Origin of the sequence: Methylocystis sp., from assembly GCF_050246715.1 — a bacterium.
GTDB lineage: Bacteria > Pseudomonadota > Alphaproteobacteria > Rhizobiales > Beijerinckiaceae > Methylocystis.
Map to the genome: position 1 here is coordinate 29,871 of NZ_JBFWVN010000013.1, position 22,777 is coordinate 52,647.

Genomic DNA, 22,777 nt, shown 5'->3' on the forward strand with positions numbered 1-22,777 from the left:
GTGGCGCGTCGCTTGCCTTGCGCGGAATCGCAAGACGACGACGCGAGGGTTCGCAGCCCGCCGTTGCGGGACCTGCGCTGACGGCGATTCGGGCGGCGACGATTTCGGTCACGCCTGCGAAAGTTTTATGGTTCGATGAGAGGGCGGCAGGCGCGCGTGAAGAAGCGCGATCCGTCGAGGAGACGCCGAGATGACGAAAGCCGCCGAGCATTACGCTGAAGCCGGAGCGCAGCCGCTTGGTCGCGATCCCGCTCTTCCGCCGGCGCAGGGACTTTACGATCCCGCCAAGGAGCACGATTCCTGCGGCGTCGGCTTCGTCGCCAACATGCGTAACGAAAAGTCGAAGTCGATCGTCGAGATGGGCTTGCGCATCCTGCTCAATCTCGATCATCGCGGCGCCGTGGGGGCCGATCCCAAGCTCGGCGACGGCTGCGGCATCCTCGTGCAAATTCCGCATGAATTCTTCAAGGCGGAATGCGCGAAACTCGGCATCGAGCTCCCGGCCGCCGGCGATTACGCCATCGGCCAGTATTTCATGCCGCGTGATCCCGAGACCCGCGCCAAAGCGCGCGACATTATCGAGGCGGCGGCGAAGGCGGAGGGGCTCGTCGTTTTCGGGTGGCGCGACCTTCCCGTCGATTCGAGCGATCTCGGCGCGGCGGTGAAGGCGGTCGAGCCGCATCACGCGCAGATATTCGTTGGCCGCGGTCCGGGCGTCGTCGACGCCGACGATTTCGAACGGCGCATCTATCTCGCGCGCAAGGCCGCTTCGAACGAAATCTATGCGCTCGGCAATGGCGGACGCGAATTTTACGCAGTTTCCGTCTCGTCGCGTACCATCGTCTACAAGGGGATGGTGCTCGTTTCGCAGCTCGGCGAATATTTCCTCGACCTTAAGGACGAGCGTTTCATCTCGGCGCTGGCGCTCGTTCATCAGCGCTTCGCGACCAACACCTTCCCGTCGTGGCGGCTGGCGCATCCCTATCGCTTCGTCGCGCATAACGGCGAGATCAACACGCTGCGCGGCAATCTGAACTGGATGGCGGCGCGCCAGGCGTCGGTCTCGTCGCCGCTCTTTGGCGACGAGATCAGCAAGCTGTGGCCGATCTCCTATGAGGGACAGTCCGATACCGCCTGTTTCGACAATGCGCTCGAATTCCTGGTGCGCGGCGGCTATTCGCTCGCCCATGCGGTAATGATGCTGATCCCCGAGGCCTGGGCCGGCAATCCGCTGATGGACGCCGACCGCAAAGCTTTCTACGAGCATCACGCCGCGCTCATGGAGCCGTGGGACGGTCCCGCCGCCATGGCCTTCACCGACGGGCTGCAGATTGGCGCGACGCTCGACCGCAACGGGCTGCGGCCGGCGCGCTATCTCGTCACCGACGATGGCCTCGTCGTCATGGCGTCCGAAATGGGCGTGCTGCCTATTCCCGAAGAGAAGATCGTCGCCAAATGGCGCCTCCAGCCCGGCAAGATGCTGCTTGTCGATCTCGAGCAGGGGCGCATCGTCTCGGACGACGAGATCAAGAAGGATCTGTCGGGTTCTCATCCCTACAAGGAGTGGCTGACCCGCACGCAGATTCAACTCGAGGATTTGAAGCCCGTCGATACGCGTCCGGCGCGCTGGGATGTGTCGATGCTCGATCGTCAGCAAGCCTTCGGGTACACGCAGGAAGATCTCGACCTTCTGCTCTTCCCGATGGCCGTCACCGGCCAGGAGGCGGTCGGCTCGATGGGCACTGACACGCCGGTCTCGGCGCTCTCCGACAAGGAGAAGCTGCTCTACACCTATTTCAAGCAGAACTTCGCGCAGGTGACCAATCCGCCGATCGATCCGATCCGCGAAGAGCTGGTGATGAGCCTTGTGTCGTTCATCGGACCGCGGCCCAATATTCTCGACCATGAAGGCTCGGCGAAGAAGAAGCGCCTCGAAGTGCGCCAGCCGATCCTGACGAGCGAAGATCTGGAAAAAATCCGCTGGATCGGCACGGTCGAGGACAGTTTCGACACCAAGACGATCGACGTCACCTATGACGCCAAGAAAGGCGCCGAGGGCATGCGTGCGGCGATCACGCGGCTGTGCGAACGCGCCGAGGAGGCGGTGAGCGGCCGCTACAACATCATCATTCTGTCAGACCGGATGGTGGGGCCGGACCGCATTCCGATTCCCGCGCTGCTCGCCACCGCAGCGGTGCATCATCATCTCATCCGCAGAGGGCTGCGCACCTCCGTCGGCCTTGTCGTCGAGACCGGCGAGGCGCGCGAGGTGCATCACTTCTGCTGCCTTGCGGGCTACGGCGCCGAAGCGATCAATCCCTATCTCGCATTTGAAACGCTCATCGCCTCGGCGGCGGAGTTTCCCTCCGACGTCGATGGGCCGACTGCCGTCAAGCGCTTCATCAAGGCCGTCGACAAAGGATTGCTCAAGGTGATGTCCAAGATGGGCATCTCGACCTATCAGTCCTATTGCGGCGCTCAGATTTTCGACGCGGTGGGACTAGCGCAAAGCTTCGTCGATGAATTCTTCACCGGCACGACGACGCGCGTCGAAGGCGTCGGGCTCGAGGAAATCGCGCGCGAGACCGTTCGTCGCCATCGTCTCGCCTTCAGCGACGCGCCTGTCTACAAGGAGGCGCTCGACGTTGGCGGCGATTACGCCTTCCGCATCAGAGGCGAAGCGCACAGCTGGACGCCGCAGACCGTGTCGCTGTTGCAGCATGCGGCGCGCGGCAATGCGCAAGAAAAATATCGCGCCTTCGCCAAGCTTTTGAACGAGCAGGACGAGAAGCTTCTCAATCTTCGTGGACTCTTCCGCATCAAGGGCGCCGAAGAGGACGGACGCAAACCGGTTCCGCTCGATGAGGTCGAGCCGGCAAGCGAAATCGTCAAGCGCTTCTCGACCGGCGCCATGTCGTTTGGCTCGATCTCGCGCGAGGCGCATACGACGCTCGCCATCGCCATGAATCGCATCGGCGGCAGGTCGAACACCGGGGAGGGCGGCGAAGAGCCCGACAGATTCAAGCCGCTGCCGAACGGCGATTCGATGCGCAGCGCCATCAAGCAGGTGGCGTCCGGGCGGTTTGGCGTGACCACCGAATATCTGGTCAACGCCGACATGATTCAGATTAAGATGGCGCAGGGCGCGAAGCCCGGCGAAGGCGGACAGCTGCCGGGCGACAAGGTCGACGCGGTCATCGCCAAGGTGCGTCACTCGACGCCGGGCGTCGGCCTGATTTCGCCGCCGCCGCACCATGACATTTATTCGATCGAGGATTTGGCCCAGCTCATCTTCGATCTCAAGAACGCCAATCCGCGCGCCGCCGTGTCGGTGAAGCTCGTCTCGGAAGTTGGCGTCGGCACCGTCGCCGCCGGCGTCTCAAAGGGCCGCGCCGATCATGTGACGATTTCCGGCTTCGAGGGCGGCACCGGCGCTTCGCCGCTTACGTCAATCAAGCACGCTGGGTCGCCCTGGGAAATCGGCCTCGCCGAAACGCATCAGACGCTGGTTCTGAACAATCTGCGTTCGCGCATCGCCGTGCAGGTCGACGGCGGCTTGCGCACCGGCCGCGACGTGGTGATCGGCGCCTTGCTCGGCGCGGATGAGTTCGGATTCGCGACGGCCCCGCTGATCGCGGCGGGCTGCATCATGATGCGCAAGTGTCATCTCAACACCTGCCCGGTCGGCGTGGCGACTCAAGACCCAGTCCTGCGCAAGCGCTTCGTCGGTCTGCCGGAACATGTCATCAACTACTTCTTCTTCGTCGCCGAAGAAGCGCGCGAACTCATGGCCGCCATGGGCTACCGCAGCTTCGACGAGATGACCGGGCAGATGCAAATGCTCGACAAGGAGGAGGCGATCGCGCATTGGAAGGCGTGCGGTCTCGACTTCTCCAAACTTTTCTTCAAGCCGCAAGGCGAGGGCGCCGCGATCCGGCACAGCGCCGCGCAGGACCACGGACTGGACAAGGTCCTCGACAACAAGCTCATCGCCGAAGCGCGCGCGGCGCTCGATCGCGGCGCGAAGGTTTCGATCGAGACGCCAATCCGTAACGTCGATCGCGCCACCGGCGCGATGCTTTCCGGCGAAGTCGCGCGCATCTACGGCCATGCGGGACTGCCCGAGGACACGATCGACATTCGCGCGACCGGGACGGCGGGCCAGAGCTTCGGCGCGTTTCTCGCGCGCGGCGTGACGCTGCGTCTCGAAGGCGAAGCCAATGACTATGTCGGCAAGGGCCTTTCGGGCGGGAAGCTCATCGTCCATCCGTCGCGCGCGGCGAAGCAGATCGACCCGGCGAATTCGATCATTGTCGGCAATACGGTGCTCTACGGTGCCATCGCCGGCGAATGCTATTTCCGCGGCGTCGCCGGCGAACGTTTCGCCGTGCGCAACTCGGGAGCGATCGCTATCGTCGAAGGCGTTGGCGACCACGGCTGCGAATATATGACGGGCGGCGTCGTGGTGGTGCTCGGCCAGACCGGGCGCAACTTCGCCGCCGGCATGTCTGGCGGCATCGCCTATGTCCTGGACGAGGACGACGCTTTCTCCACGCGCTGCAACCTCGCGATGGTCGACCTCGAGCCAGTGCGAAGCGAGGAGGCCGTCATGACCGAGACCTATCACCAATCCGGCGATCTCGAGGGCCACGGCCGCGTCGACGTGATGAGCGACATGACGCGCTTTGACGCCGAACGTCTGCGCCAGCTGATCGCCAATCACCTGCGCTACACCGGCTCGACACGCGCGCGCGACATTCTCGAAGACTGGCCAAATTACATGGGCAGGTTCCGGAAGGTGATGCCGGTCGAATATCGGCGCGCGCTCAACGAGCTGAATGCGCGTAGGAAGCAGCCTCAGCAATTGCGGGCCGCCGGCGAGTGACCCAGGCGCAGTGAAAACTGACAAGGCGGCGCGTAAGCGCCGCCTTGCGTTTATCGGCAAGCATTGTAAAACAGGGGCGTTTAGCTAAATTGGTTTAAACTCGGCGGTTTTCCTTAATGGCGGCGAGGAAGCCTGATGCGAGACGATTCCAGGGTCTACACTATGCCGCGCTGGGCCGTGATGCGCTGGCTCGTGCGCCCTAGTCTGGGCGCGCCCGTAGACATTGAGCTACAGCTGATCGGCGGGCTGTTCGGCACGCTTCCTGTGTTCTTCGGCGGGATTATCAACACGATCGTCGTTGCGGGAGCGATCGCCTGGCGCGAACAGACGCCGCCCTTCATCGCATGGTTCATTTTTGAAATCGTGCTCGGCGCCATTCGTCTGATCGTTTTGAGCGTCTCGCGTCGCGCCGCGCTCGCGCATCGCCCCACGCCGACTGATCTTTATCTGCTGCTTCAGCTTTTTTGGAGCAGCGGCGTGGGCTACGGCGCTTTTATCAGCCTTGCAAGCGGCGACTGGGTTTCTGCGACGCTCGCCTGTCTTTCTGGCACCGCCATGGCAGGTGGCATTGGATTTCGCAATTTTGGCGCGCCACGTCTCGCTGGCGCAATGATCCTCACCAGCCTCGGCCCTCTTCTGCCGGGCGCCGCCCTATCCGGCGAACCCTTACTTTACCTCGTGTTCCTTCAGATTCCGTTGTACCTTTCCGCTATGATCGCCGCCGCGTACAGTCTAAACAAGATGCTTGTCGCGACGATGCAGGCTGAGCGCGAGAACGACCACCGCGCCAAGCATGACGCGCTCACCGGCCTGTCGAATCGCATGGGACTTGCCGCCGCGGTGGACGCTGGGCTGAAAGGCGCGCCCCGGCACGGCGGCGATCTCGCCGTTCTGTTTCTCGATCTCGATAACTTCAAGGGCGTCAACGACACCTACGGTCACGCCGCAGGAGACCGGATGCTCAAACTGGCGGCGGAGCGCCTTCGCCAGTCCTTGCGCGCGACCGACGTGGCGGCGCGAATCGGCGGCGACGAATTTGTGGTGCTTGCAAAGGGATTGACCCGCGCCCAGGCGGCGGAGCTCAGCCAGCGGCTGACACATTCCATTTCGGCGTCTTACGATCTGGGCGACGGCGTTCACGCAACCGTCGGCGTCAGCGTCGGCGTCGCTCTCGTGCCGGAACATGGCGCCGACGCCGAGGCGCTTCTCTCCGTGGCGGATGAAGCGCTGTATGAGGCGAAGGCGCAGCGGCAGGTGAAATCGCTGCATAGCCGGATCAAGGAGGATCAGCTTCGCCGCGTCGCCCCTGTCGTCGGCGGAATGACGCCGAGGACCCAATAGTCTCGCGCGAGCGCGGTCGACGGGGATCGCCTCGAAGCTTCGCGGCTTGACGCCGACGCCTCGAAAGCGTTTAGAAAACATCCAAGATTGCGGCGGCTCCGGGCGCTTTGGCCAGAAAGCGAATTCGCTTGCGGCGGAAGACTGCCGCGCTGATGAGAAATGCCGTTGCCTCCGCGGTCGAGGCGCGAAAGGTGCGCGAAAAAATGGGTAAGGTGACCGGGTTTCTCGAGATTGACCGGCATGACCGCAAATACAAGCCGGCGGCCGATCGCATTCGCCACTATCGCGAATTTATCATTCCGTTGTCGGACGAAACGACGCGCAGCCAAGCGTCGCGTTGCATGGATTGCGGCATTCCCTTTTGTCACAACGGATGCCCGGTCAATAACCAGATTCCCGACTGGAACGATCTGGTCTACCATGGCGAGTGGCGGCGCGCGCTGGTCAATCTGCATTCGACCAACAACTTCCCCGAATTTACCGGCCGCGTGTGCCCGGCGCCCTGCGAGGCGTCCTGCACGCTGAATCTCCAGGATCAGCCGGTCACGATCAAAACCATCGAATGCGCAATCGTCGACCGCGGATTTGAGCACGGCTGGGTCGTTCCAGAGCCCTCAAAGCGCAAGACAGGCAAGAAAATCGCGATCGTCGGCTCCGGACCCGCGGGACTTGCCGCGGCGCAGCAACTCGCCCGCGCCGGCCATGACGCGCATGTCTATGAAAAGCATGCGAAGCCCGGCGGCTTGCTGCGTTACGGCATTCCCGACTTCAAGATGGAGAAGCGTCTCATTGACCGTCGTGTTCTGCAGATGGAGGCGGAAGGCGTCGTGTTTCACTGCGGCGTTCATGTCGGCGTGGATCTTTCCGCCGACGATCTGGTCGCCGGCCATGACGCGGTGGTCCTCGCCGGCGGCGCCGAACAGCCGCGCGATTTGCCGATTCCCGGCCGCGAATTGCGCGGCGTTCACTTCGCGATGGACTTTCTGCCCCAACAGAACCGTCGGGTGTCGGGCGAGCCGCTCTCGACCAACGAGCCGATCCTCGCCACCGGCAAGCATGTCGTCGTCATCGGCGGCGGCGACACAGGCTCGGACTGCATCGGGACGTCGGTGCGCCAGGGCGCGCTTTCGGTGACTCAGCTCGAAATCATGCCGCGCCCGCCGGAGAAGGAGCACAAGCTGCTGACCTGGCCCGACTGGCCGTTGAAGCTGCGCACGTCCTCTTCTCACGACGAGGGTTCGTCACGGGAATTTTCGGTGCTGACGCGCGAATTCGAAGGCAAGGACGGCGCGGTGAAGGCGCTGCGCTGCGTGCGCGTCGACGGAAAGATGCAGGAAGAGCCCGGAAGCGACTTCAAGATCAGGGCCGATCTCGTGCTGCTCGCGATGGGTTTCGTGTCGCCGGTGCGCGAAGGCCTGCTTGAAGGGCTCGGAATCGCGCTCGATTCCCGCGGCAACGTCGCCGCCGACACAAGCGCCTATCGGGCGTCCCGCGAGAAAATCTTCGCTTGTGGAGACATGCGGCGCGGTCAATCGCTCGTCGTCTGGGCCATTCGCGAAGGTCGCCAATGCGCCCATTCGGTGGATGAGTTCCTAATGGGCGAAACCAATCTGCCAAGGTGAGAGTAATGTTCAGCGAGAAACTCAATCTCTGGTATTGCGACACCTTTGTCGGCACGCCCTGGCAGTTCTTCTTCCTGATCCTGCCGCTTATTGGCGCGTTTCTTTACGGCCGCGAGAAATACAAGCTCGCCTGGACGCTGATCGGCATATGGATCTTCGTGCAGGTGACCTTCTCGGCGCTGACCAATTTGGTGTTCAATTGCTCGCTGGAGTAGGCGCATAAAAAAGGCCCCGAAAACCGGGGCCTTTCTTTTTGATGCGGGGCTCGCCTACAGAACGACGACCGTGGTGCCCACCTTCACGCGGCTGAACAGATCGGTCACGTCATTGTTCAGCATACGGATGCAGCCCGAGGACACCGCCTGGCCGATGGTCCAGGGCTCGTTGGAGCCATGGATGCGGAACATCGTGTCACGAGCGCCCGAATAGAGATACATCGCGCGCGCGCCGAGCGGATTGTCCTCGCCGCCGGCCATGTGGCGGGGCAGGTCGGGACGGCGCTTCAACATCGCCGCAGGGGGCGTCCAGCCGGGCCAGGTTTCCTTGCGGCCGATATGCGTGCGGCCCTTCCAGGTAAAGCCCTGGCGGCCGACGCCGACGCCGTAACGCATGGCCTGTCCGTTCGCCAGCGATAGATAGAGATAGCGGTTCTTGGTGTCGACGGTGATGGTGCCGGGACGCTCATTGGTCGGGTCCTGCACGATCTCGCGCGTCGTGCTCGGATATTCGCGGGCGAGCCGCGCCTCGTCCGGGTCGCCGTAATAGGCCTGCGGATCCTGGGAGCCGTAATAAGCTTCTTGCGGGTCCTGGGAGGCGTAATAGGACCGCGGGTCCTGCGCGGCATAAGAGTCTTGCTGATCCCCACCGTAGTAAGCCTGCTGCTCGCGCGCGTCATAATAGGCGGCGGTCGTGTTCTGCGCGCTGTCGTCCAGACCAAACAGCGCCATGAAGGAGCGTTCCTGGGCGTTGGCGGCAGTCGACGAAAGTCCCGCAATAGCGGCGACGGCGGCGACTTTCAGAAAGCGGCGGGCAGCGAACTCACGGTGGGACATAACGTAGGCTCCACAATTTCCCTGTTGTGCAGAGACAATGCAGAACCACCGAAAAGCGTTCCGTGCGCTAACGCACAAATCGCTAATGCGGCTGAGAAGCGGCGTTCGCGGGTGGACGCCAGCTGTAGTCGTCGGCGCGATTGTTGCGCGGACTTTGGTCGCCGCCCTCGACGAAGACATGTCGAACGAGCGCCTGCGCCGGCGCGCCGGATTCAGCCGCAGCGCCGGCAGGCGTTTTCCTGGCGAGCTCGGTCGCCGTTCCAGAGCCGGTCAACTGTTGCGTCGGGCCGACCGCCGGTCGTTCAGGCAAGGTCGGGGCCGCCGAGGGGCCGCCAACGGGAGAGCGGAAAATGATCGGCTGGCCGTTCGCCGGAACCGCCGCCACCGGTTGCTGGGGCGAAGTCGAATCCGTTGACGCCTCGGAAGGCGTCGCCGCCGGAGCGTCGGCGACTGGAGCCTGTTGCCGATAGGCGTCGTAATATTTCTTGATCTCGCCCTCGACGAAATGCGCGACGCTGCGCGCGCCGGCCTCCGTGAAATGCACCCCATCGGCAGAGCGCAGCTTGACGATCTGGCCGTTGATGTCCGGCCCGAACGCGCTGTACTGCCCGTGTTCATCGGTCAGCGCGTCCCAAAGGTCGACGTAAGGAACGTCGGCGTGGGCCGCGCGGGCTTTGAAAATTTCGTTGAGCTGCGCCATGTCTGCCGACAGACGTTCGTTTTTCATGACCGGCAGACCGACCCAGATGACCGGAATGTTCTTTTCCTTGAAGGCCGCGATTATCGCATCCACGCGCGCTGCATAGATTTCCCGCCAGCGTGGCGACAGCGGCTCATATGTTTCCTGTCCCTGCTGAATCGCCTGACGATCGTTGCTGCCGATCATGACCACGGCGACATTGATCTTTTGCGCGTCGGCGGCGATCTCCTTCGCCGACTTCGGCCAATCATAGAAGTCGTCGCGGACGAGGCCGCTGCTTTCCTTGCCCATTCGCAGGATCGCCACGTCGGGGCGATCCGAGAAGCTCTCCTTCAGGCCGTCGGCGAGAAGCATGCCCAGCGTATCGCCGACCGTCGCGACGAAGAAGGCCGGCTGAGTGACGGCCGCGCTCTCAGACTGATCCGGCGCGCCTTGCTTTCGTTTAGCGGCGCGGCGCGCGTTGTCGGTCTGTCCGTGCCAATAGGTCGGCCCGCGGTTTTCCCGGTGCGGCATGATCCGTCGGACTCGCGGCTCGTGGCGATGCCCGTAACCACGCTGTGGGCCGCCGAATAGCCCGCCGAAAAATTCGGTAAAGGGGTCCTGCGCAAAGGACGCGTCGGGCGTCGCGATCGTCAACAATGCGCCAAAAAAGAGCACGATTACGCGGCGCAGGCTCTGCACGCTGATAGACATGCGGGCCATTATAGCGCGTCTTGGGCGCCTTGACATCCTCGTCGCAATTCTTCGGTTAATTACTGGGTTGACGGCTTCGACGTTGTGGCGCACCGCCTTGACGTCCAGCACTGTTTTGGCGTCAATCGTCATTTATTTGGCGGGACTGAGGAGAAGAACGATGCGCGGCACTCCCGGAGTAGGCCAAGCTTGGGCGCGAGCGGCCGCAGGCGCGCTCTTCGCGCGCTTCGCGCTGGGCGCGGCGACAGCGGCCGCGCAGTCCACGCTTGAAGATAGTCCGCCGGCGGAGTTCCGAATTTTGCCTTACTCGGGGCTGACGCCCTATTGCGCCGATCCGAACATTCTCGCCCGAATTGTCTCCGATTTCGCCGCGAGAGAAGCCTGGTATTGGAATTCGCCGCTGGCCATCGTGAATTTCGAAGGCGTCGCAGAAGCAGGCGTGCGCAACAACGGGCTGAGCTATATTCCGCGTCGTTATTGTCGCGGACGCGCGCTGTTCAACGACGGCGTCGGACGCGAGGTCGTCTACAATATTGGCGAAGGACTGGGCTTTATCGGCGCGGGTCCTGGCGTCACATGGTGTATCGTCGGGCTTGACCCCAATCATGCCTTCAGCCCCCATTGCCGCGCCGCGGGGCCGTAGGCGTCCCTCATTGCAGAGTCGTTTGATATGAGAGGAGTTTTCATTGGCTGCGCGGCATCGGCCTTTCTCTTCGGGGCGGCTTTGTGCGCCGGGCTTGTCAGCGCCGTCGCAAAGGAGGGCGATTGCGCCGCGGCGGATTGCGGGAATCGCGGCGCGTCGCGCGCCGCCGGTGCCGCCCCGCGCGACTACGACTTCTATGTTTTGGCGCTGAGCTGGTCGCCGGGCTTCTGCGAAAGCGTCGAGGGCGCGCGCGACCAATGCGAACCAGGAAAAGGGCTGGGTTTCGTGGTCCATGGACTCTGGCCGCAATATGAGCGGGGCGACTTTCCCAGCGATTGTCCAGGCGCGCGCTCGCCGTCGCGCGTCGCGCTGGAAAAGGCGGCAGGGCTATTTCCCGACGAACGGCTGGCGCGCTATGAGTGGCGGAAACACGGAACCTGCTCCGGCAAAAGCCCAAGCGACTATTTCGCGGATGTGGCGCGCGCCAACGCTTTGGTGACGATGCCGCCGCTCTTCGTCAAACCCGCGCGCGACCAGAGATTTACGCCGATCGACGTCGAGCGCGCGTTTTATGAAGCCAATCCGAGGCTGCGGCCTGGCATGATGGCGGTGTCGTGCCGCAAGACAATCATGGACGGCGTGCGCATCTGCCTGTCCAAGGACCTGCGCGAATTTCGCGCCTGTCCGGAAGTCGCGCAGCGCGGCTGCCACATTCGGGAAATCAGCGCGCCCGCGCCGCTTTAGCGCAATGCGCCTATGAACTATCGCCATGGGTTTCATGCCGGCAATTTCGCCGACGTTTTCAAGCACGCGCTGCTCGTGCGCCTTCTGGTCTATTTGAGCCGCAAGGAAACGCCCTTTCGCGTGATCGACACCCATGCGGGAGAGGGCGCTTATGACCTTTCCGCGGACGAGGCGCAGCGCACCGGCGAATGGCGCGGCGGCGTCGGCCGTCTCGCGGCGCTTTCCGACTCGAGCGCTGAGGTTCGCGCGCTGCTCGCGCCTTATCTCGATTGTCTCGGACCACTCGATCCAGAGGGCAGGCCCGCGCTTTATCCGGGTTCGCCGGCGATCATACAAAAATTGATGCGTCCGCAGGACCGCGCGATTTTCTGCGAATTGAGGCCTGATGCCTTCGCCGCGCTACGTCGCCGATTCGCGCGCGACGCGCGCATCAGGTCGATTCATATCGACGGCTATATGGGGCTAGGCGCCTATGTGCCGCCCAAGGAGCGGCGCGGGCTTGTTCTGATCGATCCGCCCTTCGAGCGCGAAGACGAGTTCGACGCGGACTTTGACGCCTTCATGAAAGCCTATGCGAAATGGAGCTTCGGCATTTACGCGTTGTGGCATCCCTCGAAAAGCGAGTCCGACGTTCGCAAATTCTATGATCGGCTGACGGGCAGCGGCATCAGGCGCATCTTGCGGCTTTCCCTGAGCGTCGGCGGAAGCGAAGAGGGCTTGCGAAGTTGCGGCATGGTTGTCGTCAACCCGCCCTTCGTCTTCGAACGGGAAGCGCAGACGATCCTTGCCTTTCTCGCCGAGCGGCTGGCGCAGGGAGAAAACGCCGGCGCTCAGGCGGCGTGGCTGGCCGGCGAGTGATGCAACAAAGCTTCCGAGCCCGAACGCGCCGGACTCGGAAGGACATTCAGGCGCAGACGCGCGCCGTTGCAGCTATCTTAGTACCAGTAACGGCGACGCCAGTACCAGCGACGGCGCCAATAGGGCCGACGCCATCCCCAGCGGCGCCAGCCCCAACGACGCCACCAGGTTTTTTCGATCTGCGCCTTTTCCATGTCTTCCGGCGTTGCGACGCCGAACTCGGGCCGCTCAGGCGTCATTCCATTCTTGGCGAGCGGCGCGAGCCCCGAAAGCGCCTGCGCCTGTGTGGCGACAAAAGTTGCGCCAAGACCGGCGATCAGCGCTGCTATGAAGGTGCGGCGTTCCATTTCAAACTCTCCCAGCAACAAGTATTTCTCGCCGCACGCCGCCCCGAGCACCCGGCCTTTCGACACCTGGCTCATCCTGAGCCGTAATCAAGTCCGCAGCGGTTGCAAGGTTAATTGACCGAATTCAACGCCGTTGTTGCTTCGATAAGCCAATGATAGGAACCGCCATGCTCATCCTCCGTTATTCTCCCGCCTCGCCCTACGCCCGAAAAGTTCGGATTGCCGCCGATCTGCTTGGTCTTTCAGAAAGAATTGAAATCGTCGCCGGCGACGCGGCCGATCCTGCCGACAGTCTGCGTCGTCAGAATCCTCTTGGCAAAATCCCGACCTTGATTCTGGAGGATGGTTCGACGCTCTACGACAGCCGGGTCATCGTCGAATATCTCGATCATCTCTCCGGCGCCGGCGTTATTCCCGTCGATCCTTCGGCCCGCTTTGCCGCATTGCGGCTGCAGGCGCTTGGCGACGGCGTTAACGACGCGGCTCTGCTGATCCGCTATGAAACTTTCAGCCGGCCCGAAGCCTTGCGCTATGATGAAGCAATCGCGCATCAGCAGGGAAAGATCGACCGCGCGCTCGACGCGCTCGAGGCGGCTCCCCCGGCCGGCCAGGTCGACATCGGCCATATCGCGGTCGCCTGCGCGCTCGGCTATCTGGATTTGCGTTTCGCCGGAGCATGGCGGGAGAAACATCCGCGCCTCGTCGCCTGGCTGGAAAAATTTGCGCGCGCGGTCTCCACCTTCGAAGCGACGAAGGTCTGATATTCGGCCTCGCGCCGTGCCGCTTGGCCTGACCTTGCTTTCCCGAGCGCCGCCGCCGGCTAACTCTGCTTGCCGGCGATTTCGGCTGGAGGCTGCCATTCGCCGGCAGCCAAGGGTCCGGTCGTGGCGTTGGGAATGCGCAGCCGTTGGCCCGGTTGGATCCTGTCGGGATCGCTCAGCAGAGGCCGATTGGCCTCAAATATCTCCATATATTTGGCGCCCTTGCCGGCCCCGTAATGCGCTTCGGCGATTTTCCAAAGCGTGTCGCCTTCCTTGACGACATAGAAGGTCTCGGCCGCAGCCGCGGCGCCGGCCGCAGGCTTCTCTTCGGCCTTAGTGGTCGCTTCGGCCGACTGTTTGGGCGCGCCCGAAGCCGGCGTCTGTTTGCCCTTGCCGGACAGAAAATCCAAAAGTCCCATCTTGGAGTCTCCTTCACAGGCGTCCCGCCTTCTGCGCTGGACGCGCCGCATTATTGTAGCGCTCGCTTGGCGGCCAGGGAGTGCGGGCGGCGCCGAATTCCCGCCGTTCCAGTGCGATGCGTTCCGGCGCGGTCGTTTACGGCGAAGCCACGGATCGCGCCCCGCGCGCCGCCGCCTCGCGAAACGCAATGAAATCCCCTATACCGCTGCGATGACCGCCGCCTCTGTCACGACCGCTCGGACCGCGCTCTACGCCGGCTCTTTCGATCCGCTGACCTTCGGCCATCTCGACGTGATGGCGCAGGCTGCGGCGCTTTTCGATCGGATCGTCGTCGCCATCGGCGTGCATCATGACAAGGCGCCCTGGCTTTCCTTCGAGGAGCGTGTCGACGTCATTCGCAGCGCTTGCGCCGCAATCGGCTCCTCCTGCGTCTTCGAGGTCGCTGGATTCGACGGTCTCGTCGTCGAGGCGGCTCGCGAGCATGGCGCCTGCGCCATTTTGCGCGGTTTGCGCGACAGCGTCGATTTCGACTATGAAATGCAGATGGCGGGGATGAACGGGACCCTCGCGCCCGACATTCGCACGATTTTCCTGCCTGCTTCGCCAGGGCTACGCCATGTCAGCGGAACCTTTGTGCGCCAGATCGCGGCGCTTGGCGGCGACGTGTCGGCCTTTGCGCCGGCCGCTTCCGTCGCGGCGCTCGAACGCGCCGTCAAAAGGCGCGAAATAACATAGGGAGGCTTCATGAAACTCACTCGCCGTCTCATCCTCGCCGCCGCGGCCGCCGCCGCGCTTTGCGCCGCGCCCGTTATGGCGGCCGATGATCACCTCCTTTACCTCGACACCAAGGACGGTCGCATCACCATCAAGCTGCGCCCTGATCTCGCGCCCAAGCACGTCGAGCGGATCGAGAAGCTCGCCAAGGAGCACTTCTACGACGGGATCGTCTTTCACCGCGTCATCGACGGTTTCATGGCGCAGGCCGGCGATCCCACGGGCACCGGCATGCAGGGTTCGCGCTATACGGATCTGAAGGCGGAGTTTACCGATACGCCGTTCAAGCGCGGCACGGTTGGCATGGCGCGCGAAGGCGGCGACGTCAATTCCGGCAATTCGCAATTTTTCATCTGTTATGCGGACGCGCCGCAGCTCAACGGCAAATATACGGTGTTTGGCGAAGTCGTGTCCGGCATGGATGTCGTCGACAAGATTAAGAAGGGCGCGAAGTCGAATAATGGCATGGTCGACAATCCCGACAAGATCATCAAGATGCGCGTCGCCGGCGACGAGAGCTGAGTTCAAGAGCCGTCACGCATCAATTTTCAAAGGAAGCGCTAATGACCGAAGTCGCCGACACTCTGACGCTTGCGACGACGAAAGGGCCGGTCGTCATCAAATTTCGTCCCGACCTCGCGCCCAATCATGTCGCGCATATCAAGAAGCTGGTCTCGGAAGGATTCTATGACGGGATCGTCTTTCACCGGGTGATCGACGGCTTCATGGCGCAGACCGGTTGCCCGCACGGCACCGGCACTGGCGGTTCGAAATATCCGGATCTCAAGGCCGAGTTCAACAGCGCGCCGCATGTGCGGGGAACCTGCTCGATGGCGCGCGCGCAAAGTCCCGACAGTGCCAATTCGCAATTCTTCATTTGCTTCGACGACGCGCGTTTCCTCGACAATAAATATACGGTCTGGGGCGAAGTCGTCTCCGGCATGGAGAATGTCGACAAGATCAAGCGCGGCGAACCGGTGCGCGATCCCGACAAGATCGTCAAGGCGACGCTGGGCTAGCGTTCTTGCTTTGGCGGACGCGCGACATGGCCGGGCTTGTCCCGGCCATCTTCATCTGAACCTCCATGCGCGTCGATCTCTTCGACTTCGAGCTTCCGGCGGACCGCATCGCCTTGCGGCCGGCGAGCCCGCGCGACAGCGCGCGCATGCTGGTCGTGCCGGAGAAAGGCGAATTCGAAGACCGCCGCGTGCTGGACTTGCCGAACTATCTGCAGCCGGGGGATGCGCTAGTCGTCAATGATTCCCGGGTCATTCACGCGCGCCTTTCCGGTCGGCGCCTGCGCGGCGAATTGAGCGCCAATGTCGAAGCGACGCTGATCGAACGACTCGATGCCTCCCGCTGGCGCGCGCTGATGCGCCCGGCGAAAAAGCTTAGCATTGGCGATCGCATTCGGTTTGTCGGCGATGGCGGCGAACTCGACGCTTGCGTCGAAGCAAAGGGCGATGAAGGCGAGATTGCGCTAGCTTTCGAGCTTGGTGGACCGGCGCTCGACTTGGCGATCGAGCAGGCGGGCGTGATGCCGCTGCCGCCCTATATCGCCGGCAAGCGGTCGGCTGACGCGCAGGACGAAACTGACTATCAGACGATCTTCGCGCGCGAGGCGGGCGCCGTCGCCGCGCCTACCGCCGGCCTGCATTTCACCCCGCGACTGCTGGCGGCGATCGAAGCGCGCGGCGTCAGCCTTTATCGCGTGACGCTTCATGTCGGCGCCGGCACATTTCTTCCCGTGAAGGCTGAAGACACGGATTTGCATAAAATGCATGAGGAATTCGCGAGGATCGACGCGCCGACGGCTCAGGCGCTCAACGACGCGCGCGCGAAAGGCGGCCGGATTATCCCTGTCGGCACGACGGCGCTGCGCGTTCTGGAAAGCGCGGCGGACGACGCCGGCCGGATTTTACCTTATGCCAATCGCACCGGCATTTTCATCACGCCAGGATATCGTTTTCGCGCGGTCGACATGCTGCTCACCAATTTCCATCTTCCGCGCTCGACGCTGTTCATGCTGGTCGCCGCATTCGCCGGTCTCGAGCGTATCAAGGCGGTCTACGCGCATGCAATCGCCAGCGGCTATCGCTTCTATTCCTATGGCGACGCCTGTCTCCTGCAGCGCCGCGCCACATGAGCGACGCGCGGGAGAGGCGCATTCTGGCGCTCTGGCGCGACGATCCAAGGGAAGCGCCGATGACCATCGACGCGCGGATCGAGGACATGCGCATCGTTTCGACATGGGAGCTTTTTGGCGCCTTCACGCTCGACGGCGACGGCGTGCGCCCGTTCGTCCTGCGCCGTGACGGGCGTATCGACTTTGGGCGCGGCGAGAGCTGGCGAACGAATCTGCGCGAAGCGACGGTAAAGGTCGGGACGGAGTTCGTCATATGGTTCAATGAGAGCGACAGCGGCCTCTACCGCATCGTGAAGATCGCCACGCTCGGCGCTAAGGACGACAAGTGATACGAATTCCGCCTGATACATTCGCTCAGGCCTTGTCATTCCCGGCAGGCCGAAGGCCTGACCGGGAATCCAGAGCCAATCCAAGAACGCTGGTCTTGCTCTGGATTCCCGATCGCGCGCTATGCGCGCGCGTCGGGAATGACAGCCGAGCCGTTCAAACGGAAGTCGTATGACGCAGGATTTTTCTTTCTCCATTCTTGCGACCGACGGTCTGGCGCGCCAGGGCGAAATTTTGACCCCGCGCGGAACGATCCGCACCCCGGCGTTCATGCCGGTCGGCACCGCGGCCACGGTGAAGGCGATGTTCGCCGAAGACGTGCGCGCCGCTGGCGCCGATATTCTTCTCGGCAATGTCTATCATCTCATGCTGCGGCCCGGCGCTGAGCGCATCGCGCGGCTTGGCGGCCTGCATGAATTCATGCGCTGGCCGTATCCGATATTGACCGACTCCGGCGGCTTTCAGGTGATGTCGCTGGCGAAGTTGCGCAAGCTCGACGAAAGCGGCGTCACCTTCCAGTCGCATATCGACGGATCGCGACACCATCTTTCGCCCGAACGCTCGATGGAGATTCAGGATCTCCTCGGTTCGGACATCCAGATGCAGCTCGACGAATGCGTGCGTCTGCCCTGTTCCGAAAGCGAGGCGGAGCGCGCCATGCGCCTCTCGCTGCGCTGGGCCGAGCGTTCGCGCAAATCTTTTCGTGAGCGGCCGGGCCGGGCGGTTTTCGGCATCGTGCAGGGCGGCGAGTCGAAGCGGCTTCGAATCGAAAGCGCCAAGGCGCTCGCCGGCATGGATTTTCACGGAATCGCCGTGGGGGGCCTCGCCGTCGGCGAACCTCAGCAGGTCATGCTCGATATGCTCGAGACGACCGCCCCGCATTTGCCCGAATCAAAGCCTCGTTATCTTATGGGCGTGGGTGCGCCGGATGATATCGTCGAAGCCGTCGTGCGAGGAATCGACATGTTTGACTGTGTGATGCCGACTCGCGCCGGCAGGCACGGCCTTGCCTATACAAGCCACGGAAGAGTGACGCTGCGCAACGCGCGCCATGCCGACGATCCTCGGCCGCTGGATGAGACGTCGACCTGTCCCGCCGCGCGCGACTATTCGCGCGCCTATCTGCATCATCTGGTGAAAGCCGGGGAAATCCTCGCGATGATGCTGCTGACTCAGGCGAATGTCGCCTATTATCAGGAATTAATGGCGGGCCTGCGGGCGGCGATCGCCGCGGGATGTCTTACCGACTTCATCGCCGAGACACGGGCCGGATGGATCGAAGGCGAGAGCGCTTAGCTACTGGCGGATCGGGTGAAGAATTGTTTTCCTCACCCTCATCCTGAGGAGGAAATCCTTCGTCCGACAGCCCCGCGCTCAGCCGTGGCGCCGATTTACGGGCCGGATAATATGGTTTACGAAAACTATATTCGGCGGGGGCGGAGCATGGGCCATTATCATGAAGAGCTCACCAGGAGGTTTTTGAGCGGCGTTCGGGAGGAAACGTCCGCGAATGCGCGCCGTCCGGCTCGACTGCGACGCCAGAGCGTTCGCGCGCGTCCAATAAATCCCAAACTGGCGTCGATGGAGAATGGAATGTCGCACCCCGGCGAAATTCTTGCCCGTCATTTACAGGAACTTGGACTGACGGCGTCGGACCTGGCGCGCGATATTGACGTGCCGGTCAATCGGGTCACCGCCATCATCAACGGGCAGCGCGGCGTCACTGCCGATACGGCGTTGCGGCTCGGGCACTGGTTCGGCGTCGATCCTGAAGATTGGCTTGAGTTGCAAACTCAATATGAACTTTCGCTCGCGCGCCGAACCGCGGGAGCAAGGATAAAATCATTGCCGAGCCTCGCCGATCGTCGGCGCAACTGAGGCATGAGCGCTGCTCCAGAGTTCACGGATTCGGGATTTTTTCAGGAGCTGCGGCGGGCGGATTTCGGCGCGCCGACAAGCGTCGTCATTGACGAAGCCATTCCCTATTACATCAACGCCTTTTGGACCGCGGCGCAAAGGCGCGCGCATCCGCTGCATGAGATCAGCTATCGCGCCTGTTTCAAGCCGCAATTGCCGGCCTTCTTCATCGATCGGCTGACGCAGGCGGGAGAAGTGGTCTGCGATCCGTTCATGGGCCGTGGAACCACGGTGCTGCAAGCGGCGCTGATGGGACGAAAGCCGATTGGCTCCGACGCCAATCCGCTATCGCTGTTGCTGACGCGACCGCGGCTGCGTCCGCCCGCGCTTTGCGAGATCGAAGCGCGGCTTGCGGTCGCGCCCTGGGGGCGCGGCGAGATCGAACGCGACGATCTTCTCGCCTTCTATCATTTTGAGACGTTGCGGCAGATTTGCGCGTTGCGCCGCTATTTGCTCGGCCGCGAAAAACATGGCGGGCTCGACGCCGTCGATGATTGGATTCGCATGGTGGCGCTCAATCGATTGACCGGCCACTCGCCCGGATTCTTTTCAGTCTATACGATGCCGCCGAACCAGGCGGTTTCCCTCAAAGCGCAGCTGAGGATCAACGCGCGCCGCGCGCAAACGCCGCCGCCGCGCGACATCGCCGAGCTGATATTAAAAAAATCGCGCGCGCTGCTGGCGCAAGGCGCCCCTCTCGCCTGCGATTCGCCGCTGGCCGTGGCCGACGCGGCGCGCTTGACGCACATTGCCGACGCCACAATCGATCTCGTCGTCACCTCGCCGCCCTTTCTCGATGTCGTCGACTATCGGGCCGACAATTGGCTGCGCAACTGGTTTTCGGGAATTGGGGCCGAGCATATCGCCCTTTCGCAGCTTCGTTCGCCGCAGGACTGGAGCCTGATGACGCGGGCGGTTTTTGAGGAGTTGGCCCGAGTCGTGAAGCCCGGCGGTCACGTCGCTTATGAGGTCGGCGAAGTGAGAGGCGGCGCGCTTCCTTTGGAGCAACTGGTCTGGCGCGCGCTTGACGATCTTCCGTTCGAAAGGCTCGGCGTGCTGGTCAATGCGCAAAGCTTTACCAAGACGAGCAATTGCTGGGGCGTCGCCAATAATGTGAAAGGCGTCAACAGTAATCGCGTGGTCGTCGCGCGACGGATCTGACGTTCGCGCCATAGGGTTTTCGGCTGATCGGTTCGCTCGGAGAGTGTCATTCCCGGCAGGCCGAAGGCCTGACCGGCAATCCAGAGTCACAACCAGGATAGCGGATGTCGCGCTGGATTCCCGATCGCGCGCGTTGCGCGCGTCGGGAATGACACTCGACCGGTTGAAACGGATTTCCTATTGTTGCTTAGCCAGACAACGTAGCGATCCAGCAATCGCCGCGCGATTCAGGATTGCTTCGCTTCGCTCGTGATGACGACGCAGCGTCAGCCGGCGCGCAGCAGGCGGACGGCTTCGTCGCGTTCGAACAGATAGAGCAGGGCGCGCAAGGCGTGTCCTCTCTCGCTCGAAAGCTCGGGATCGCGGCGCAGGATCAATTCCGCGTCGTCGCGCGCGATCGCGAGAAGCCGCGCATGAGCGGTAAGATCGGCGAGACGAAAGCTCGGCAAACCGGCCTGCCGAACGCCGAGAATTTCCCCTTCGCCGCGCAGCCTCAGATCTTCCTCAGCGATGCGGAATCCGTCTTCGGTCTGCCGTATGATCATCAGGCGCGCCTTGGCGGCTTCGCTTAATGGACCCTTGTAAAGCAGCAGGCAGGAAGATTCCGCCGCGCCGCGCCCTACGCGTCCCCGCAGTTGGTGGAGTTGCGCAAGGCCGAAGCGCTCGGCGTGTTCGATGACCATGATGGTCGCTTCCGCAACGTCGACGCCGACTTCGATCACCGTGGTCGCGACCAGAATTTTGATGTCGCCGCGCTGAAAGCCTTCCATGACGGCGTCCTTCTCGGCGGATTTCATGCGCCCGTGAACGAGGCCGACCGCCGGTCCAAAGAGCTTTGCAAGATCGGCGCGGCGTTCCTGCGCCGCGGCGAGGTCGAGCTCCTCATTCTCTTCGACGAGCGGGCAGACCCAATAGGCGCGCGCCTCCTGCGTCAAGGCGCGCCGCAGCCCTGCGACCACCTCGTCGATCCTTTCGGCCGGTAGCGCGCGCGTCGAAACGGGTGTGCGGCCGGGCGGCTTTTCGTCGAGCGCGGAACAGTCCATGTCGCCGAAGGCGGTTAGCGCCAGCGTGCGTGGAATCGGCGTCGCGGTCATCACCAGAACGTCGACCGCGTCGCCCTTGGCGCCCAGCGCCAGCCGCTGCTCGACGCCGAAGCGATGCTGCTCGTCGACGACGGCGAGGCCGAGGTCGCGAAAGGCGAGATCGCTTTGCACGAGCGCATGCGTGCCGATGACGATGTCGACTTCGCCGGCTCCGATCGCCGCATGGAGCGCCGCTCGCTCGCTTGCTTTGGCCCGGCCAGTCAGCAGCGCAACGCGCAATCCCGCTGGCTCGAGCAGCGGCGCTAGCCGCTCATAATGTTGGCGCGCAAGTATTTCGGTCGGCGCCATCAGAGCGCATTGGCGGCCGGTTTCGGCGACGCTCGCCATTGCCAGCGCCGCGACGATCGTCTTGCCGGAGCCGACATCGCCCTGCACAAGCCGCAGCATGCGCTTGTCCGACGCAAGGTCGGCGCGAATCTCTTCGAGTGTGCGCTGCTGCGCCTGCGTCAGGCGAAAGGGCAGGGCCGACTCGATCGCGCCGGCGAAGCGGCCGTCGCCCTTATGCGCGCGACCTGAGGGTCGCCGCATCTTGGCGCGAATGAGCCGCAGCGCGAGCTGGCTCGCGAGCAATTCATCGAGCGCAAGGCGCTGACGGGCGGGGTGCTGCGGCGAGAGCGCATCGGCGCCCGCGGGCCGATGCGCGGCGCGCAGCGCCTCGGCGAAGCCTGGAAGCTTGTTGGCGGAAAGAACGCTTGCGTCCTGCCATTCGGGAAGACTCGGCAGGCGCGCCAGCGCCTCTTCGCTCGCACGCAGGACATAGCGCGCCTGCAACCCTTCGGTGAGTCCGTAGACGGCCTCAAAGGCGGGGAGCTTGGCGAATCCCGCCTCGTCAAGAACGCGGTCTGGATGCACGATTTGGCGGCGTCCGTCGTAAAGCTCGATGCGCCCCGAAATCCAGCGCGTCGCGCCGAGCGGCAGGCTGCGCTCGATCCAGTCGGGATTGGCGAGAAAGAACACGAGTTCGACATCGCCGGTGTTGTCCTCGACAAGCACGCGATAGGGAGATTTCGAATAGCGGCCTTGAGGCCGGCGATGTTCGGTGACGCGAGCCTTCAGCACGACCATCGTATCGAGCGGCGCGGCGGCGATCGTTGGCCGTGCGCTGCGGTCGATGACGTTCGACGGAAGATGGAACAGCAGGTCGACGAGGCGCGCCTCGGCGCCGGGTCTGGCGAGCAGCCGGTCGAAAAGTTTAGCGGTCTTCGGCCCGACGCCGGGGAGCGCGGCGACACGACCGAAGAGGGGATCGAGCAATGACGGACGCATGAGGGTTCAGTTCAATC

At 63.1% G+C, this 22,777-nt stretch carries 20 protein-coding genes and 1 pseudogene; 16 read left to right on the forward strand and 5 right to left on the reverse strand.

The features are described from left to right. The first annotated feature begins 190 nt into the window (after window positions 1–190). From gltB to AB7I51_RS06765, 4 genes are all read left to right on the forward strand, one after another. Entirely contained in the window at window positions 191–4,885 is a 4,695-nt protein-coding gene (gene gltB / locus AB7I51_RS06750; protein ID WP_428403623.1) for a glutamate synthase large subunit, read from the forward strand. A gap of 135 nt (window positions 4,886–5,020) precedes the next feature. Continuing rightward, window positions 5,021–6,226 carry a diguanylate cyclase gene (locus AB7I51_RS06755; RefSeq protein ID WP_428403624.1) on the forward strand — a complete coding sequence of 402 codons (1,206 nt, stop codon included), beginning with the start codon at window positions 5,021–5,023 and terminating at the stop codon, window positions 6,224–6,226. 203 nt (window positions 6,227–6,429) lie between these two features. Further along, window positions 6,430–7,848, forward strand: a complete 1,419-nt coding sequence (locus AB7I51_RS06760) for a glutamate synthase subunit beta (RefSeq protein ID WP_428403651.1) — start codon at window positions 6,430–6,432, stop codon at window positions 7,846–7,848. A 5-nt stretch (window positions 7,849–7,853) separates the two neighbouring features. Next, window positions 7,854–8,063 carry a hypothetical protein gene (locus AB7I51_RS06765; protein WP_428403625.1) on the forward strand — a complete coding sequence of 70 codons (210 nt, stop codon included), beginning with the start codon at window positions 7,854–7,856 and terminating at the stop codon, window positions 8,061–8,063. 54 nt (window positions 8,064–8,117) lie between these two features. Here the strand turns inward: AB7I51_RS06765 and AB7I51_RS06770 are convergent, their stop codons facing one another. Both AB7I51_RS06770 and AB7I51_RS06775 read right to left on the reverse strand, forming a co-directional pair. Then, window positions 8,118–8,900 (reverse strand): L,D-transpeptidase, encoded by a 783-nt coding sequence (locus AB7I51_RS06770; RefSeq protein ID WP_428403626.1) that lies wholly within the window; start codon window positions 8,898–8,900, stop codon window positions 8,118–8,120. Window positions 8,901–8,982: 82 nt separating this feature from the next. Beyond that, the gene (locus AB7I51_RS06775) at window positions 8,983–10,302 is read right to left on the reverse strand and encodes an SGNH/GDSL hydrolase family protein (RefSeq protein ID WP_428403627.1); all 1,320 of its coding nucleotides are present in this window, start codon (window positions 10,300–10,302) and stop codon (window positions 8,983–8,985) included. 151 nt (window positions 10,303–10,453) lie between these two features. On the opposite strand from AB7I51_RS06775, the gene AB7I51_RS06780 reads away from it, so the two are divergent. From AB7I51_RS06780 to AB7I51_RS06790, 3 genes are read left to right on the forward strand one after another with little or no spacing between them, the layout of a single operon-like run. Then, window positions 10,454–10,936 (forward strand): hypothetical protein, encoded by a 483-nt coding sequence (locus AB7I51_RS06780; protein WP_428403628.1) that lies wholly within the window; start codon window positions 10,454–10,456, stop codon window positions 10,934–10,936. 27 nt (window positions 10,937–10,963) lie between these two features. Then, window positions 10,964–11,680 carry a ribonuclease T2 family protein gene (locus AB7I51_RS06785; RefSeq protein WP_428403629.1) on the forward strand — a complete coding sequence of 239 codons (717 nt, stop codon included), beginning with the start codon at window positions 10,964–10,966 and terminating at the stop codon, window positions 11,678–11,680. Between the two features lie 12 nt (window positions 11,681–11,692). Continuing rightward, window positions 11,693–12,538: a 23S rRNA (adenine(2030)-N(6))-methyltransferase RlmJ gene (locus AB7I51_RS06790; RefSeq protein ID WP_428403630.1), complete on the forward strand. Its 846-nt coding sequence runs from the start codon at window positions 11,693–11,695 to the stop codon at window positions 12,536–12,538. A gap of 77 nt (window positions 12,539–12,615) precedes the next feature. On the opposite strand, the gene AB7I51_RS06795 is transcribed toward AB7I51_RS06790, so the two are convergent. Next, a complete protein-coding gene (locus AB7I51_RS06795) occupies window positions 12,616–12,951 on the reverse strand; it encodes a hypothetical protein (RefSeq protein ID WP_428403631.1) in 336 nt (111 codons plus the stop codon). A gap of 101 nt (window positions 12,952–13,052) precedes the next feature. Between AB7I51_RS06795 and AB7I51_RS06800 the strand changes: the two genes are divergently transcribed. Next, window positions 13,053–13,646, forward strand: a complete 594-nt coding sequence (locus AB7I51_RS06800) for a glutathione S-transferase (RefSeq protein WP_428403632.1) — start codon at window positions 13,053–13,055, stop codon at window positions 13,644–13,646. Between the two features lie 59 nt (window positions 13,647–13,705). Here AB7I51_RS06800 and AB7I51_RS06805 read toward each other — a convergent pair. Then, window positions 13,706–13,978, reverse strand: a pseudogene (locus AB7I51_RS06805) (LysM peptidoglycan-binding domain-containing protein); the annotation flags it as partial. Window positions 13,979–14,276: 298 nt separating this feature from the next. Between AB7I51_RS06805 and coaD the strand changes: the two are divergent. The 8 genes from coaD to AB7I51_RS06845 all read left to right on the forward strand — a co-directional run bounded on the left by coaD (window position 14,277) and on the right by AB7I51_RS06845 (window position 20,391). Further along, window positions 14,277–14,801 (forward strand): pantetheine-phosphate adenylyltransferase, encoded by a 525-nt coding sequence (gene coaD / locus AB7I51_RS06810; protein ID WP_428403633.1) that lies wholly within the window; start codon window positions 14,277–14,279, stop codon window positions 14,799–14,801. A 9-nt stretch (window positions 14,802–14,810) separates the two neighbouring features. Beyond that, on the forward strand, window positions 14,811–15,362 hold the full coding sequence (locus AB7I51_RS06815; protein ID WP_428403634.1) for a peptidylprolyl isomerase: 552 nt from the start codon (window positions 14,811–14,813) through the stop codon (window positions 15,360–15,362). Between the two features lie 41 nt (window positions 15,363–15,403). Then, entirely contained in the window at window positions 15,404–15,859 is a 456-nt protein-coding gene (locus AB7I51_RS06820) for a peptidylprolyl isomerase (RefSeq protein WP_428403635.1), read from the forward strand. A 65-nt stretch (window positions 15,860–15,924) separates the two neighbouring features. Beyond that, the gene (gene queA, locus AB7I51_RS06825; RefSeq protein WP_428403636.1) at window positions 15,925–16,986 is read left to right on the forward strand and encodes a tRNA preQ1(34) S-adenosylmethionine ribosyltransferase-isomerase QueA; all 1,062 of its coding nucleotides are present in this window, start codon (window positions 15,925–15,927) and stop codon (window positions 16,984–16,986) included. Beyond that, on the forward strand, window positions 16,983–17,315 hold the full coding sequence (locus AB7I51_RS06830) for a hypothetical protein (RefSeq protein WP_428403637.1): 333 nt from the start codon (window positions 16,983–16,985) through the stop codon (window positions 17,313–17,315). Before queA ends, AB7I51_RS06830 begins: the two co-directional genes overlap by 4 nt. A 169-nt stretch (window positions 17,316–17,484) precedes the next feature. Then, window positions 17,485–18,609: a tRNA guanosine(34) transglycosylase Tgt gene (tgt, locus tag AB7I51_RS06835; protein ID WP_428403638.1), complete on the forward strand. Its 1,125-nt coding sequence runs from the start codon at window positions 17,485–17,487 to the stop codon at window positions 18,607–18,609. Between the two features lie 297 nt (window positions 18,610–18,906). Further along, entirely contained in the window at window positions 18,907–19,191 is a 285-nt protein-coding gene (locus AB7I51_RS06840; protein ID WP_428403639.1) for a HigA family addiction module antitoxin, read from the forward strand. A 3-nt stretch (window positions 19,192–19,194) separates the two neighbouring features. Then, window positions 19,195–20,391, forward strand: coding sequence for a DNA methyltransferase (locus tag AB7I51_RS06845; RefSeq protein ID WP_428403640.1), 1,197 nt, complete (start codon window positions 19,195–19,197; stop codon window positions 20,389–20,391). A 266-nt stretch (window positions 20,392–20,657) separates the two neighbouring features. Here the strand turns inward: AB7I51_RS06845 and recG are convergent, their stop codons facing one another. Beyond that, the gene (gene recG / locus AB7I51_RS06850; protein ID WP_428403641.1) at window positions 20,658–22,760 is read right to left on the reverse strand and encodes an ATP-dependent DNA helicase RecG; all 2,103 of its coding nucleotides are present in this window, start codon (window positions 22,758–22,760) and stop codon (window positions 20,658–20,660) included. Between the last annotated feature and the right edge of the window lie 17 nt (window positions 22,761–22,777).

Coding starts and splice junctions, on each gene's coding strand:
- gltB (WP_428403623.1), top strand. CDS start 191: ATGACGAAAGCCGCCGAGCATTACGCTGAAGCCGGAGCGCAGCCGCTT.
- AB7I51_RS06755 (WP_428403624.1), top strand. CDS start 5,021: ATGCGAGACGATTCCAGGGTCTACACTATGCCGCGCTGGGCCGTGATG.
- AB7I51_RS06760 (WP_428403651.1), top strand. CDS start 6,430: ATGGGTAAGGTGACCGGGTTTCTCGAGATTGACCGGCATGACCGCAAA.
- AB7I51_RS06765 (WP_428403625.1), top strand. CDS start 7,854: ATGTTCAGCGAGAAACTCAATCTCTGGTATTGCGACACCTTTGTCGGC.
- AB7I51_RS06770 (WP_428403626.1), bottom strand. CDS start 8,900: ATGTCCCACCGTGAGTTCGCTGCCCGCCGCTTTCTGAAAGTCGCCGCC.
- AB7I51_RS06775 (WP_428403627.1), bottom strand. CDS start 10,302: ATGGCCCGCATGTCTATCAGCGTGCAGAGCCTGCGCCGCGTAATCGTG.
- AB7I51_RS06780 (WP_428403628.1), top strand. CDS start 10,454: ATGCGCGGCACTCCCGGAGTAGGCCAAGCTTGGGCGCGAGCGGCCGCA.
- AB7I51_RS06785 (WP_428403629.1), top strand. CDS start 10,964: ATGAGAGGAGTTTTCATTGGCTGCGCGGCATCGGCCTTTCTCTTCGGG.
- AB7I51_RS06790 (WP_428403630.1), top strand. CDS start 11,693: ATGAACTATCGCCATGGGTTTCATGCCGGCAATTTCGCCGACGTTTTC.
- AB7I51_RS06800 (WP_428403632.1), top strand. CDS start 13,053: ATGCTCATCCTCCGTTATTCTCCCGCCTCGCCCTACGCCCGAAAAGTT.
- coaD (WP_428403633.1), top strand. CDS start 14,277: ATGACCGCCGCCTCTGTCACGACCGCTCGGACCGCGCTCTACGCCGGC.
- AB7I51_RS06815 (WP_428403634.1), top strand. CDS start 14,811: ATGAAACTCACTCGCCGTCTCATCCTCGCCGCCGCGGCCGCCGCCGCG.
- AB7I51_RS06820 (WP_428403635.1), top strand. CDS start 15,404: ATGACCGAAGTCGCCGACACTCTGACGCTTGCGACGACGAAAGGGCCG.
- queA (WP_428403636.1), top strand. CDS start 15,925: ATGCGCGTCGATCTCTTCGACTTCGAGCTTCCGGCGGACCGCATCGCC.
- AB7I51_RS06830 (WP_428403637.1), top strand. CDS start 16,983: ATGAGCGACGCGCGGGAGAGGCGCATTCTGGCGCTCTGGCGCGACGAT.
- tgt (WP_428403638.1), top strand. CDS start 17,485: ATGACGCAGGATTTTTCTTTCTCCATTCTTGCGACCGACGGTCTGGCG.
- AB7I51_RS06840 (WP_428403639.1), top strand. CDS start 18,907: ATGTCGCACCCCGGCGAAATTCTTGCCCGTCATTTACAGGAACTTGGA.
- AB7I51_RS06845 (WP_428403640.1), top strand. CDS start 19,195: ATGAGCGCTGCTCCAGAGTTCACGGATTCGGGATTTTTTCAGGAGCTG.
- recG (WP_428403641.1), bottom strand. CDS start 22,760: ATGCGTCCGTCATTGCTCGATCCCCTCTTCGGTCGTGTCGCCGCGCTC.